The sequence below is a fragment of the Paenibacillus sp. CB74 genome, from assembly GCF_055687625.1.
On record NZ_JBVMUS010000002.1, the window covers coordinates 15,995 to 29,241 of the forward strand.

Annotated in this window: 14 protein-coding genes; 11 read left to right on the forward strand and 3 right to left on the reverse strand. The window is 39.5% G+C overall.

Annotated elements, in window-relative coordinates:
* Positions 1-6: 6 nt before the first annotated feature.
* The 5 genes from ACX9NY_RS30325 to ACX9NY_RS30345 all read left to right on the forward strand — a co-directional run bounded on the left by ACX9NY_RS30325 (position 7) and on the right by ACX9NY_RS30345 (position 3,902).
* On the forward strand, positions 7-939 hold the full coding sequence (locus ACX9NY_RS30325) for an ABC transporter permease (RefSeq protein WP_472479897.1): 933 nt from the start codon (positions 7-9) through the stop codon (positions 937-939).
* Entirely contained in the window at positions 936-1,727 is a 792-nt protein-coding gene (locus ACX9NY_RS30330; RefSeq protein WP_472479899.1) for an ABC transporter permease, read from the forward strand. The genes ACX9NY_RS30325 and ACX9NY_RS30330 overlap by 4 nt, the downstream gene beginning before the upstream one ends.
* Complete coding sequence (locus ACX9NY_RS30335) at positions 1,724-2,542, forward strand: ATP-binding cassette domain-containing protein (protein WP_443146588.1); 819 nt, start codon at positions 1,724-1,726, stop codon at positions 2,540-2,542. Before ACX9NY_RS30330 ends, ACX9NY_RS30335 begins: the two co-directional genes overlap by 4 nt.
* Complete coding sequence (locus ACX9NY_RS30340; protein WP_472479902.1) at positions 2,535-3,329, forward strand: ABC transporter ATP-binding protein; 795 nt, start codon at positions 2,535-2,537, stop codon at positions 3,327-3,329. The genes ACX9NY_RS30335 and ACX9NY_RS30340 overlap by 8 nt, the downstream gene beginning before the upstream one ends.
* A gap of 198 nt (positions 3,330-3,527) precedes the next feature.
* Positions 3,528-3,902, forward strand: a complete 375-nt coding sequence (locus ACX9NY_RS30345) for a (2Fe-2S) ferredoxin domain-containing protein (protein ID WP_443146590.1) — start codon at positions 3,528-3,530, stop codon at positions 3,900-3,902.
* Positions 3,903-4,126: 224 nt separating this feature from the next.
* On the opposite strand, the gene ACX9NY_RS30350 is transcribed toward ACX9NY_RS30345, so the two are convergent.
* The gene (locus ACX9NY_RS30350; RefSeq protein WP_443146591.1) at positions 4,127-4,858 is read right to left on the reverse strand and encodes a class I SAM-dependent methyltransferase; all 732 of its coding nucleotides are present in this window, start codon (positions 4,856-4,858) and stop codon (positions 4,127-4,129) included.
* Positions 4,859-5,000: 142 nt separating this feature from the next.
* Between ACX9NY_RS30350 and ACX9NY_RS30355 the strand changes: the two genes are divergently transcribed.
* Entirely contained in the window at positions 5,001-6,038 is a 1,038-nt protein-coding gene (locus ACX9NY_RS30355; RefSeq protein ID WP_443146592.1) for a CobW family GTP-binding protein, read from the forward strand.
* A gap of 90 nt (positions 6,039-6,128) precedes the next feature.
* Here ACX9NY_RS30355 and ACX9NY_RS30360 read toward each other — a convergent pair whose 3' ends face one another.
* The gene (locus ACX9NY_RS30360; RefSeq protein WP_443146593.1) at positions 6,129-7,130 is read right to left on the reverse strand and encodes a CobW family GTP-binding protein; all 1,002 of its coding nucleotides are present in this window, start codon (positions 7,128-7,130) and stop codon (positions 6,129-6,131) included.
* Positions 7,131-7,434: 304 nt separating this feature from the next.
* On the opposite strand from ACX9NY_RS30360, the gene ACX9NY_RS30365 reads away from it, so the two are divergent.
* The 4 genes from ACX9NY_RS30365 (at position 7,435) to folE2 (ending at position 10,206) form a co-directional block, all read left to right on the forward strand.
* A complete protein-coding gene (locus ACX9NY_RS30365; RefSeq protein ID WP_443146594.1) occupies positions 7,435-7,851 on the forward strand; it encodes a Fur family transcriptional regulator in 417 nt (138 codons plus the stop codon).
* Positions 7,852-7,957: 106 nt separating this feature from the next.
* Entirely contained in the window at positions 7,958-8,653 is a 696-nt protein-coding gene (locus ACX9NY_RS30370; RefSeq protein ID WP_472479904.1) for an MBL fold metallo-hydrolase, read from the forward strand.
* Positions 8,654-8,945: 292 nt separating this feature from the next.
* Positions 8,946-9,215 carry a 30S ribosomal protein S14 gene (rpsN, locus tag ACX9NY_RS30375; RefSeq protein WP_063566651.1) on the forward strand — a complete coding sequence of 90 codons (270 nt, stop codon included), beginning with the start codon at positions 8,946-8,948 and terminating at the stop codon, positions 9,213-9,215.
* Positions 9,216-9,279: 64 nt separating this feature from the next.
* Positions 9,280-10,206 (forward strand): GTP cyclohydrolase FolE2, encoded by a 927-nt coding sequence (gene folE2 / locus ACX9NY_RS30380; protein WP_472479906.1) that lies wholly within the window; start codon positions 9,280-9,282, stop codon positions 10,204-10,206.
* 315 nt (positions 10,207-10,521) lie between these two features.
* On the opposite strand, the gene ACX9NY_RS30385 is transcribed toward folE2, so the two are convergent.
* Positions 10,522-10,980, reverse strand: a complete 459-nt coding sequence (locus ACX9NY_RS30385) for a CBO0543 family protein (protein ID WP_472479908.1) — start codon at positions 10,978-10,980, stop codon at positions 10,522-10,524.
* Positions 10,981-11,551: 571 nt separating this feature from the next.
* Between ACX9NY_RS30385 and cntA the strand changes: the two genes are divergently transcribed.
* Positions 11,552-13,156 (forward strand): staphylopine-dependent metal ABC transporter substrate-binding lipoprotein, encoded by a 1,605-nt coding sequence (gene cntA / locus ACX9NY_RS30390; RefSeq protein ID WP_472479910.1) that lies wholly within the window; start codon positions 11,552-11,554, stop codon positions 13,154-13,156.
* Positions 13,157-13,247 lie beyond the last annotated feature (91 nt).

The window sequence follows — 13,247 nt, forward strand, 5'->3', positions numbered from 1 at the left end:
GAACTGATGTGGATCTTGAAGAAAGCTCTCGCTTTTCTATCCAGATGGATCTTGTTTTTGGTTCTGGCATCTATCCTTGTTTTTACCGTTACTAGAACCATTCCGGGCTCGCCGGCAGAACAATTGTTGTTCGCATACCAGCTCGCACCGACAGAGGAGAATATTTCGAGGCTTAATGCCAAATGGGGTTTAGATCAGCCACTGATCCAACAATATTGGACCTGGATTTCTAATTTTGTCCAAGGGGATTGGGGGAAATCGATAGTTAGCAAAACAGATATTAGAGCAGAATTCATGGCAAGACTGCCATACTCTTTAATTATTGGTTTGGGTGGTTTGTTATCTGCAGCCACTCTTTCATTCTTTTTCGGGTATCGTTCAGCCCTGCATCCTAAAGGATTATCAGACAGGCTCACCCGGTTTTTGGCGCTGTTTTCGCAAGCCGTCCCTAATTTTATCATCTCCGTCTTCATCATTTATTATCTTGGTGTTTATCTAGACCTGATACATTTCTTTGGAGCTTCATCCATCCCCAGCGTATTCTGTGCAACGGTTGTTTCGTGCATCTATTCGGTGGGGGGAATATCCCGGGTTGTTAAAACACAGTTTCAGGAGCAAATGAGCCAGACTTACTTTCAATTTGCCCTAACCAGGGGATTTTCTGAAAAGAGAATCTTGTTCCGACATGCGTATAAACCGGTATTGCATGCACTGCTTTCTATCATTATCGCGAGACTGGCTTGGGTTATGGGCGGTAGTGCTGTCTTAGAATTCACGTTTGCTATACCTGGTATTAGTCATTTCCTGGTGGATAGTATGAACGCCAAAGATTATTATGTGCTACAGTCCTACGTTATGATAGTAATGCTCTGGATGTTTGGCATGCACGTAATTATAAATATACTTATGCGTTTTCTGGAAGGAAGAGGGGGAGAATGAGAAAAAAAATGACGTTAATTCTTTTTGGATCAACGATGATTCTATTCTTCCTATTACCTACTCAAGATATTGACAAGGTGAATTTGAATTCCACTTTTCAGGGAATGTCCCAACAACATTTGCTCGGAACGGATAATTTGGGCAGGGATCTGTACTCTTTATTCCTGGGAGGAGCGATGCGTACGCTGACAGTCGTGGGAATCTCAACGGGAATCTCGCTTGTCATTGGCACACTGCTAGGCATGATGGTGGGGTATTATCAAAGATGGATGAAGTCAGTCGTTCATTTCTTTTCGGATTTTTTGTTAATCATTCCATCTTTTATTAGTGCACTCATCATTTCATCCATATTCGGACTGAATCCAGTTACAGCGGGTATCGTTTTCGGCTTGAGCCATATGGGAGAATACGTAAATCAATCGGCGGCTTTAACCAAACGTGTAAAATCCCTTTCTTTTGTTCAAGGAGCAATTGCTTTGGGCATACCGGATTACAAAATAATGATCAAACACATACTTCCCAATATCATGAGGCCGCTCTTAACATTCATGGCAAATAAGGCAAGTACCGTTACACTGTTATATGCTTCATTAACCTTTATCGGTTTAGGCGCGGATGTAAGCAATCCGGATTGGGGTACAATGCTTTATCAATATCGTGTGTATATTCTAAATGCCCCCATGCTAAGTCTTATTCCTGCCACTGGAATACTTCTGTTGTGCTTGTTTTTCCATATTCTATTTGACGATGTTCAGCCTGAGAATCGAAAGAAAGGGGCGTATACATGAGTAAAGCTTTAATTTCAGTGAATGACCTGTCAATGAGTATTGAGGAAAACAAAACATGTTGCCAGATTCTCCAAAATGTCAGCTTTACACTAAACTCCAATCAGTTGTTAGGTTTGGTTGGTCATTCAGGAGCAGGCAAAAGCATGACCATGAATATGCTGTGCGGAATGGTGCCTGAGCATACGAGGGTTTCCGGGAAAGTGATCTTTCATGGGGTGCAGGATATTATGAAACTGAATAAAAAGAAACGACGTCACTATTGTGCCAGAAATATAGCGATCATATTGCAGGATTCAATTAATGCATTAAATCCGTATGAAAAAATCAAGAAGCAATTGGAAGATTCGTTCCTCTTACATCATCCTTCCCAAAAAGACGATCAGGATGTATTTGTTCGCCAATCGCTGCGAGATGTTGGGTTGGAGTATGACAATACATTGTTAAATAAGTACCCCCATCAGTTATCAGGAGGGATGCGACAACGAATCGCAATTGCTATGGCCTTGTACTCCGATGCGCGCGTTTTGATCGCGGATGAACCGACAACCTCACTGGACACGGTGAACCAGAAAGCATTCATAACCTTTCTCAAACAAATGTGTTATACCAAAAATCTTTCCATGATCTATATTAGCCACAATTTAGGACTGGTACAGTATCTCTGCGAGGATGTAATGGTTATGAATCAGGGAAGAATCGTGGAACGCGGGACAGTACGCGAGGTGTTTTCCAATCCTGTAAGAGCCTATACCCAACAGCTTGTCGAGGCAACGAGCCGATTATTGGACATAAGGAGTTCTAAAGGAGATGTCTGATACTATATTGGAGGTCCAACATCTGTCGAAGTCATTTTCAACCACTAATCCATGGGGAAAGAAGAGCCTAACGAAAGGCATTTCAGATGTCAGCTTTTCAGTAAGCCGAGGTGAAATTGTGGGCGTTGTTGGACAATCAGGCTGCGGAAAGTCTACTTTGGCCAAGCTTATACTTCGATTGGCTGACGCGGACAGCGGACAGGTTTTTTATGAGAAGAACAATATTTATAAAATGAATAAATCGCAGTTTAGGCGACTTCGACCTGAAATTCAGTTAATATTTCAAAACTCTTATGATTGTATGAATCCTAAAATGACCGTTCAAAAACTGCTGCTTGAAGCGATGCTGGAGCATAAATTATACAAGAGCAAAAAAGAGGCCGTACACGTTATAAAAAATGTGTTACTGGAATGTGGTATGGGATCAGAATGCTTGACACGTTATCCTCATGAATTGTCGGGAGGACAATTACAACGTATTGCCATTGCAAGAGTTCTACTGCTAAGACCACGTTTTATCATTGCAGATGAAGTCGTCTCAGCTTTGGATGTTCCTGTTCAAGAACAAATTCTGGAGTTGTTTATATCTTTACAAAGGAAATTGCAACTAAGTCTATTATTCATATCTCACGATCTGGCTGTTATTCGCAAAATATGTGATCGAATCATCGTCATGGAACAAGGCGAAATCGTTGAAGTAGGGAAGACAGAAGATATTTTTGAGAACCCTCAGCATCTTTGTACCCGCAAGCTAATCTCGAGTGTTTTAAAATTTTCATATAGTTAGATTCAGATATTGCTTTGTTTGGACAAGGCTCTGATGACTCTGCATAATAATGTGTTGCAGAATGATTCTTTTTGCATTACAATTAATCGTAATTATTACGATTAATTGTAATGCTTACATGCTAATTTTGGAGTTCATTTATTCCAGATAGAACATAATTTGAAGCTATTTTGCACATATAAAGGAGAGAAACGTACTTTGGCTACTTGGAACTTGGAACACACGCAATGTCACTTGTTAATCTGTAACGGTGGTAGCTGCACACAGCTTGGAGCGGATGATATTACGGAGTCTATACGGGATGAAATTCAAAAGCTAGATGCTGATGAGCTCATCCATACCTCCAGAACACAATGTAATGGTCGTTGCAGTGATGCTTGTGTCGTTATTGCTTATCCAGAAGGGGTATGGTACAAAGACATCACCCCTGAATCGGGGAAAGAACTTGTCCAAAAGCACCTTCAGGGTCAACGCCTGGATTCTCATATGGTTTATCATTTTGATCAAACTTTTATTCCTACAGGTACAGCCGTTAAGGGAATAAGCAAAACTAAAAAAACAGATAGTAGATAACGCTATGTTTACTTACCATTCGTAATATGAATATCGGTTTATCCATCAGAAAGTTCATTCGAATCTGGAGTAATCAACGAAAATTGATTTAGAAGCATGTTAAGGAATGTCCTTAAGTATACAAACAAAAGGGAGGAGGAAGCCATCTATGGACTGGCTTCCTCCTCCCTTTTATACAAACTGTCTACCTTCATTAAGAGTGGTAACAATATATGCTAGCAAGCCTATCGCCTGCCTTGAAGTATCATACGTGAAGAATCGAAAGCGCTGTAATTACACTTGTTATAGCTTCCGTATACGGCGTCAACCTGCAGGCCGGCATTATTAATCAGTTCCACGAACTTATCAAAAGAATAAAGTTTGACTCGCTCATGATATTGACGCGATGTATTATCAATCTTGTTACTTATGTTAATTTGCTTTTTTACATATCCATCTTCTATTTTTCGAATTTCTTCTATTTGGAATATGCCATCATTCCGGACCGAGTGGGGGACTAAATGACGAACAACAAATTCAGGATTAAGAAAGTCGATCACAAATTTCCCTCCCGGCTTTAGCACTCTACATATTTCACGTAAAACTTGAACATGATCATCATCTTCTTCGAAATAACCAAATGACGTAAATAAATTAACAACGGCATCAAATCCCCCTTCCAGAGGTAAAGCACGCATATCTCCACGAAGCCAGTTAATGGCTTCTGCACCATCCTGTTTGCGTGCTTCTCTGAGAAGGGCTTCAGACAAATCCAAGCCTGTAACCACATAACCCGCTTCTTGAAGAGCCAAGGAGTGACGTCCCATTCCGCAACATAGATCCAATATTTTTGCCTCGGGAGACAGTTCTAGCCAACTAATCATTTGATCAATTTCGTTTCTAGCACCTCTTGAGTCACGGTGTTTATATACAAGTAAGTAGTCTTCTCCAAAGCTATTTTCATACCATTCGTTCATAATGATCTCCTTCACTTTTATTTCAATGAATTGACTTATTAAAAAAATAAGATATGCTATATTATAACACTTATTCGTAATGATTACGAATAAGAACCGTGTTACTTTCAACAGTTCATAACAAAGGAGGGGGAGTACCTACATGAGAGCTGTTCCTATTTTAGTTCTCTCAGGTTTTTTAGGGAGTGGAAAAACGACATTTCTATCACAAATCCTAAAAGAATGCAATAAGAAGGGCATTAATCCAGCGGTTATTATGAATGAAGTCGGTGAAGTTAACCTCGATGGTCAAATGGTGGAAGAGGTTGTGCCGATGCGTGAAATGCTCAATGGTTGTATATGCTGTACCATTCGTGGAGATTTATCTATGGAGTTGATGAATTTAATTGAAGAGGAGGCTCCCGATTTAGTTATTATTGAATCAACGGGGGTTGGAAATCCAATTGAAATTTTGGATGCAATCACGGAGACGGCTATGGGCACTGCAATTGAAATCAGGGCGTATATCACGATCGTTGATGCGAGGGACTTTTTGCATCGGTTTGGCAAAAAGAAAGGTAGGACCTACCGGTTGATGAGAGATCAAATTCGATGTGCATCAGTTCTTTTACTTAACAAGAGTGATTTGGTTAGTATAGAGGAGTTAAATCAGATAAAAGAAGAGGTAGCGGCGTTAAACCCTGTTGCTCCTATTATACCCACTGTTCAAAGTATCTCGAGTCAACTCGATTGGAATCTATTTCTTGAGAGTAGTCATAACACCTCAATGTTACCATACGCAGCGAATGTACAGGAAGAACAGTGCATTCATAACCATAACAACCATGAAGATGGGCATAACCATGCTCATCACTTACACGATGACCATCATTCTTATGAGCACTTGATGGTACATACTCATTATTTTCCCTGCTCTTTAGATAAAGTCAGTTTTAGACAGATGTTTAAAATGTTGCCCGATAACATCTATCGCGCAAAGGGAATCTTCACAGATACGGAAAGCGGAAAAAGAATGATGTTCCAATATGCGTTTAAAGAGTTGGAACTGTTTCCTATTCAGCCTAAAGGAAAAGTACAAGATGTGGCCGTATTTATTGGTGAGCATTTTCCGAAAGAGGATATTACCAGAAAACTGGAATGGATTGTTTCCACAAGTTTGAAATTAAACACTAAGGTTTAACAATGTTGCTTTCGTCTACAAAAGAAGGAGTCGCCCAATCTGAATTGTGCGACTCCTTCATGGTTATTAAATTGATGATAATTATTATTTTTAGTCAGCTACGCAACCAGCAAACTGTTCACGGAACCAATTCTCGTCCAAATTTCGCCCGATAATAACAAATTCGCTAATCGGTTCTTCGCTGGTTTTCCATTCTCGATCGGGAAACGCACCAAATAACATATGGATACCTTGGAATACTATTCTTTTTTTGGAGCCCTTGATGTTCAAAATTCCCTTGTAACGAAACGTATCTGTACCGTGATCTTGAAGCCATACGTTAATGAATCGTTCGAGTTTATTTAAATCAAGTGGTCGAGTTTCTCGGAAAAACACGGAGGATACCTCATCGTCATGATGATGGTGATGGTCTTCCTCAAGGAATTCTGGTTCTATTTCCAGTTTTTTGTCTAGATCGAAAGCACCGATTCCTAGAATTTGTTTCACGTCAATTGAAGATTGCTGCGTTCGATAGATTTTAGCAGCCTTGTTCATGCCCTGAAGGCGATGCTCAAGCTGTTGCAATTCCTCTTGTGAAACAAGATCGGTTTTGTTCAATAGCAGTACATCCGCGAAAGCCACTTGTTCCTGTGCCTCATGCCCTTCGTCAAGATGCTGACCAGCATGTTTGGCATCTACGACCGTAACAACTGCATCCAATTTGTAAAAATCGGCAATCTCCTGATCTACGAAAAAAGTCTGTGCCACTGGAGCTGGATCTGCCAAACCTGTCGTCTCAATTAATACACGATTGAAATCTACCTTACGGGAACCATTTATTCCGAGCTTCGCATTCTTCAAATCACTAAGAATACGGATAAGATCTCCTCTCACCGTACAACAAATGCAACCGTTGTTCATTTCGAAAATTTCTTCGTCTGCACCAACTACAAGTTGGTTATCAATACCAACTTCTCCGAACTCATTAACTATGACAGCGATCTTCTCACCATGATTTGCGGTTAAAACATGATTGAGCAAAGTGGTTTTTCCTGCTCCTAGGAAACCAGTAAGAACAGTAACAGGGATGGTAGTATCCTGAATGGTAGACATAATGTTTGCTCCTTTAAAATAATTAATAGTAATTATTACGATTAAATCATATTCGAATAACTATTTTTTGTCAAACTGCAGCAGCACATCTAGAAACATACAACCAATCTCCATTTAGAATTTAACAAAAATTGATTTAGGGGATGGCTACACGATTTAGGAGGAGAAACGGATGTATAAGCTTGACATAAACAGATAAAACAGATTATGTTTAATTAATAGTAAATATTACGATTAAAACTCTGGAAACATGGAATCTGTATCTATAATCTATCCCTAATTCAATGGATAAGGAGCGAATGTCATGGAGTATACATACGAGAAGCTAATTGATGATATGTCTTCTCGAGGAGTAAAACTTACAACTCAGCGAAAACTAATCGCTGAGGCTATAATAAATTTCCATAAGAACATTTCACCGCGCCAAATTCATGACTATCTATCAAAATATATCCCAGGGGTCAGTTATGATACCGTATATAGAAATCTTAGATTAATGGTGAAAATCAGTGTTCTTGAAGAATACCATATGATATCAGGAGTGCGGTTTGCGTTGAAATCTAACCATATTAACATGACCTATTATTTTATTTGTACAGATTGCCGACGAACTTTCCAAAACGAATTCACTCCGAATCATGAACAGGTTCATCCACCAGAGGCAGTTCATGTGTTATCTCGTAGCATGGAAATACATGGAGTATGTAAAGAATGTGTTTAAGAGTTTGAACGAAATAACCATACAAGATATTAGAATAAATACCGTCAGTACTGGTTGCTGACGTTTTGTTACCAATACATCCAACTAGATCGGGGTGGGAAACTGAATGATATCCATCACAGATAAAATTAATTTACTAGAGCTTGATATGTTTTTTTTGGGCAAACATAGAACTATCCATCCTATACTGATCCATGATGGCAATTCGAAGATACTTATTGATGCAGGATTACCACATCAGTTCGAACAAATGAAAAATGAATTGCTTAATGCAGGGATTTCGACCGCTCAGCTCACTCATATATTAATTACACATCAGGATTTGGATCATATCGCTTGTCTCCCTGAATTATCCGCGGTAAATTCCTCTGTTAGTATCTGTGCACATAGTTTAGATGCTCCATATATCCGTGGCGACGAAAAGTTGATTAAGGATAACATCGTTCCCTGGCAGTCCGAACTGAATGCTTTACCCTCTAGCAGAGTGGATCAGCTACTATCTGATCACGAAAAGATGAACATAGGAGGTGGAATTAAGGTAATTCACACACCTGGTCATACGAATGGACATGTGAGTTTCCTACTTGAAGAAACCGGTCAACTCGTAGTTGGTGATGCACTCTTTTATATCGAAGGACAGTTGATCATTCCTGGGCATGACCTAACTGTAAACGTACAGGAAGCAATTTACTCTCTCGAAAAATTACTTACCTATGAATTTGATGAGCTGCTTTGTTACCATGGCGGCATTTGTCCCGATGGAAAGAATCAGATTGAAAACTTACTTAACTCTCTTGATTGATAAAGTTAATGAAGCAAGTATCAATACACTTTGATTTGTTAGCAGCAATCGTTTCCCGTTCTGGTTATTGTGTTGACATATAAACTAAACAACGATATAGTCTTATTTAATCGTAATAATTACGATTAAATAAGACTATATTTGTCTGCATCATTAATAATAGGCATAGGTGATACCCTATGGATCAGAGCTTGCTCAGGGGCATGTATTGATAATCCTCTGCCTTCGCTTGTGGAAGCAGTTTAATACGAAATCTGAATACAAATAAACATTCAAAAGGAGATGTATCTGAATGGCCAAAAAGTCAAAAGTAGTGCGTGAAAAACAACGTCAGGCGACTGTAGCCAAGTACGCAGAGTTACGCCGGGAGTTGAAAGAAAAGGGAGATTATGAGGCATTGCAAAAATTGCCACGTAATGCATCACCAACCCGCTTGAAAAACCGTTGTGAACTGACGGGACGCCCAAGAGGATATTTACGCAAATTTAAGGTATCACGGATTGTTTTCCGAGAACTGGCTCATCAAGGCCAAATTCCGGGTGTTACCAAATCAAGCTGGTAAAAAGGAAGAATCAATATGCTTACGAATGTGCTGAAGCAAGTGCCTAACAAGGAGCAATGTAAAAATGAATAAAAGTGCTAGACACGATGAGTATGTACTACCGGATAAGGCTGAGAGGCTTCGGTTATTCGGCTCAGTCGATCCGGTACAGGGAAATAAACCGGTTCGCAAAGAAGAGATGCAGGATTTGCAAAATAGTAAAAATGACTTTCTATTTGAATTGCAACAGGTTGGAATAGATAACGTGAAGTATCCTTTAGAGGTCATTTCGGCAAAGGACCCTGAGAAGTTGTCCAGTATCGGTAATTTTCGACTGACAACATCGCTGGACCGCGAATCCAAGGGGATTAACATGAGTCGTCTGATGGAGCAGCTTCAGCGTAGCCGCACTCACGGACTGAGTGATCGGATTCCGGATCTAATTACGTTAACGCAGCAGATTGCTGAACAGATGCATCAACCGAAGGCAGAGTTGAAAGTCACATATCCCTGGTTCTACGAACGGGCAGCACCCGTAACGGGGGGTTCGGGTTTAAACCATTCGCTCGCTACGGTGACTGTTATTTGGGAAGCTGGCAAGACTCCGGTTATCCGAGCCGGTCTACATATACAAATCACGACTTTGTGTCCCTGCTCGAAGGAAATCAGTGAATATAGTGCGCACAATCAGCGGGGCGTGCTCCGTATACAGGTGCAGAGTAGCCCAAGCGAAAATTTGCCAGGCTACTGGAAGGAAGAACTGTTGAATGCGGCTGAATCGAATGCAAGCAGCTGTCTCCATCCTGTTTTAAAGAGACCAGATGAGAAACGGGTTACAGAACGTGCATATGAGAACCCAAGGTTTGTTGAAGATATGGTAAGGCTGGTGGCGGCCGATTTGTACGAGAAACACTGGGTAAGCAAATTTAAGGTGGATTGCCGCAATGAGGAGTCCATTCATCAACATGATGCAGTAGCACGCATTGTGTATGATAAGTTTAAGCAACAGTAGAGTACGAAATGTCTGATGATTATATATCAAAAAACGCCGTGTAGCATATTCTGCAACGGCGTTTTTTGATGATGAATTTATCCTTCTTTCGTGATGATATTCTTTGGATTATCTGTCGTAACATGGTCTCGTCTTAAACTCACATTATTGAGTTGGCGTAATGCTCTTTGATGTCGAAAGACAAAAGCTTGGTTTTTGCCGAAAAAGAGGACGAGATGTTTCGATTACTAGTTTGCTTTTATCTCATCATTGTGATTAGGAATATGATTTTAATTTCGCTTCAAGAATTAACTTTAGACAGAGCAACTTTAAATTTTAAGAATTGCTGAGTGGTTTGAAAACTTTGAAAAAAAACGAACTATATACATACGCAATAATTAGAGGAAGGAGATACGAAATGTAAGTCCAAAACATATTCCAACCATTAAAGTAGGAAACAGTCCCCAATTCTTTTGCTATCCATTCTATTATTGTCAGTACAAAAGCAGAGATAATTACTGTTAGCCATGGATGTGCACGTCGCATATTAATGTAGTAAATTACGAGGCATCCAGCCATAGGAAAGAGGCCAAGATCGAAAGGCAGAGCTGCAAATGAGCGGTTAGTAAATTCAGGATGTAAGCGCCAGAAATAATTGAAACCGATATTGTTTATAATGGAAGACGTTGCTATACCTAATGGATAAAAAATTTGGAGTATATATAGTTTTTTTCTTAAAATACAGCAACCTACAATAAGAGGGATGACAAAACCTAATACAATATTCAAAAACATACAATCACTCCTTCAGTAGTTATTTCTATTGTTCACGGAATTGTTTCTTATAAACATGTTCTAGAGATGAATAAAGAAAGCAAAAAAGAAAACAAATTAGATATTCTTGATGTGTTATGAACCGGTAGTGGAGCTGGAGGTTAGCTAGGAGAAAACATTTGTTAAATCAACTTTGGTAGAGAAAAGAACCGAAGGGTTTAGCCTAAATACATTGCTAACGTACGCTTTGCAACTCAAGTTGCTGATTCAGACTTTGGAGTAGATATCTACGTGATCTACAAACATATTGACTATATCTAGAATCAAAGTTATGCTTAATCGTAATAATTACGATTAAGCAACTGTATGCCAATTCACTAATAAAGACTTGTTATGAACGAAGTTGTGATAGAACTAGAACTCGTTTTGTGAAATTTAATCTCACACAGAATTTGATCAGATCATCGGGTCTCGGAAGTGATTGGCATCCATGTTGACAAGGAGGCGATAGAAATAATGAAAGTTGTGGAGTAACTTAATGCAATTGAAGTTAAAACATTAAAACTTGCGTACATAGAGGAGAATATACTATATGTCAAGAAAATTGGTTGTTCAACTTTACACTTCTATCGTCTTTATTGTTATGTTGGCAGGTTGCAGCGGGGGCAATGCTGTAGATTTGATAATCACAGATAAAGGAAATGAACTGGTATATGCTACAGCAGTAGATATTAATGATATGAATCCCCATGTGTATATAGGCTCAACGTCAGCGCAAGGGGTGGTATACGAGTCATTGATTGAAAATACAGAAGATGGAATCAAGCCATTGTTGGCCGAATCCTGGAAGGTTTCCGATGATGGAAAAGTGTATACCTTCCACCTAAGAAAAGATGTAAAGTTTCATGATGGGGAGCGATTCAATGCAGATGCTGTAAAGAAAAATATTGAGGCCGTGCAAGATAATCCTAGCGCGCATTCCTGGATTAAGCTGTCCACAAAAATTGTGAGCGTCAAAGCAATCAATGAGTATACGGTTGAAATCAATCTATCAGAGCCTTATTACCCGGCTTTACTTGAATTGTCGATGACCCGACCTTATGTATTTATCTCACCTAAAAATTTTAAGAACGGTGGAACAAAGGATGGCGTAAACGGTTACAACGGAACAGGTCCTTATACAATAGCAGAACATAAAATCGATCAATATGCCGTATTTAAAGCCAATGAAAATTATTGGGGCAAAGCACCTGATGTGAAAAAAATCACGGCAAAAGTGCTTCCTGCAGGTGAAACGACATTTTTGGCTCTGAAAAAGGGAGAAGTCAACTTTATTTTTACAGATGATCGAGGCGCAAATAGTATAGATGTAGAAGCGATGAATCAGTTAGTTGAATCAGGAGATTATCAACTCGTTAGAAGTAAAGCAATGAATACGAATATGCTCGTGGCCAATAGCAGCAAAGCGGATAGTCCTGTTAACGAAACCGCTGTTCGCGAAGCGCTCTGGTATTCGATTGACAGAGAAACAATTAGCAATCAAATTCTTCATGGTACTGAAACGGCTGCCTATACGCTATTTTCCTCCAACGTCAATTATGCAGACGTCGAGTTGCAAGAACGAGGTTATGATATAGAAAATGCAAAAAAGATACTGGATGAGGCTGGATGGAAATTAGATAATAACAGCGAAGTCAGAATGAAAGCTGGAATCAAATTAACGATGAAAGTTTACTATGACGTCAACTCTCCCTCCCAAAAAAAGCAAATGGAATTCATCCAAGACAACGCAAAAAAGATAGGGATTGGACTGGAGCTTATCGGAGAACAGGCTTCTTCTATCGCAAATAGAAGATCCACAGGTGATTATGATTTATTGTTTAACAATACATGGGGGCTCGCTTATGATCCGCAAAGCACAGTCGCTGCCTTTACATCCAAATCATCTTTTTTCTATACCACCAAGGGCATTGCGGAAGCGGATAAGCTCTATCAGAAAATTGATCAGGTTATGGGGACTATGGATGAGGAAGTTCGTCAATTGTTATATGCGGATATTTTGAAAATTGTTCATGATGAAGCCGTCTTTATTCCCACTAATGGAGTCGTTACTATTGTGGCCCCGAAGAACCTTCAAGGTATCTCATTTAAGCAAACGCAATATGTGCTCCCATTCGAGGGAATGCACTTCGAATAAAGTATCTGATCCACGTCGTGTATAACACCATTTTAATCCATCTTAAAAAAGACGCTCGCTACGTCGTTTAAAGTATACATGCCAAATAACC

Bases quoted from the DNA above. Each gene is read 5' to 3' on its own strand.
- ACX9NY_RS30325 (WP_472479897.1), top strand. From the start codon at position 7: ATGTGGATCTTGAAGAAAGCTCTCGCTTTTCTATCCAGATGGATCTTG.
- ACX9NY_RS30330 (WP_472479899.1), top strand. From the start codon at position 936: ATGAGAAAAAAAATGACGTTAATTCTTTTTGGATCAACGATGATTCTA.
- ACX9NY_RS30335 (WP_443146588.1), top strand. From the start codon at position 1,724: ATGAGTAAAGCTTTAATTTCAGTGAATGACCTGTCAATGAGTATTGAG.
- ACX9NY_RS30340 (WP_472479902.1), top strand. From the start codon at position 2,535: ATGTCTGATACTATATTGGAGGTCCAACATCTGTCGAAGTCATTTTCA.
- ACX9NY_RS30350 (WP_443146591.1), bottom strand. From the start codon at position 4,858: ATGAACGAATGGTATGAAAATAGCTTTGGAGAAGACTACTTACTTGTA.
- ACX9NY_RS30355 (WP_443146592.1), top strand. From the start codon at position 5,001: ATGAGAGCTGTTCCTATTTTAGTTCTCTCAGGTTTTTTAGGGAGTGGA.
- ACX9NY_RS30360 (WP_443146593.1), bottom strand. From the start codon at position 7,130: ATGTCTACCATTCAGGATACTACCATCCCTGTTACTGTTCTTACTGGT.
- ACX9NY_RS30365 (WP_443146594.1), top strand. From the start codon at position 7,435: ATGGAGTATACATACGAGAAGCTAATTGATGATATGTCTTCTCGAGGA.
- ACX9NY_RS30370 (WP_472479904.1), top strand. From the start codon at position 7,958: ATGATATCCATCACAGATAAAATTAATTTACTAGAGCTTGATATGTTT.
- rpsN (WP_063566651.1), top strand. From the start codon at position 8,946: ATGGCCAAAAAGTCAAAAGTAGTGCGTGAAAAACAACGTCAGGCGACT.
- folE2 (WP_472479906.1), top strand. From the start codon at position 9,280: ATGAATAAAAGTGCTAGACACGATGAGTATGTACTACCGGATAAGGCT.
- ACX9NY_RS30385 (WP_472479908.1), bottom strand. From the start codon at position 10,980: ATGTTTTTGAATATTGTATTAGGTTTTGTCATCCCTCTTATTGTAGGT.
- cntA (WP_472479910.1), top strand. From the start codon at position 11,552: ATGTCAAGAAAATTGGTTGTTCAACTTTACACTTCTATCGTCTTTATT.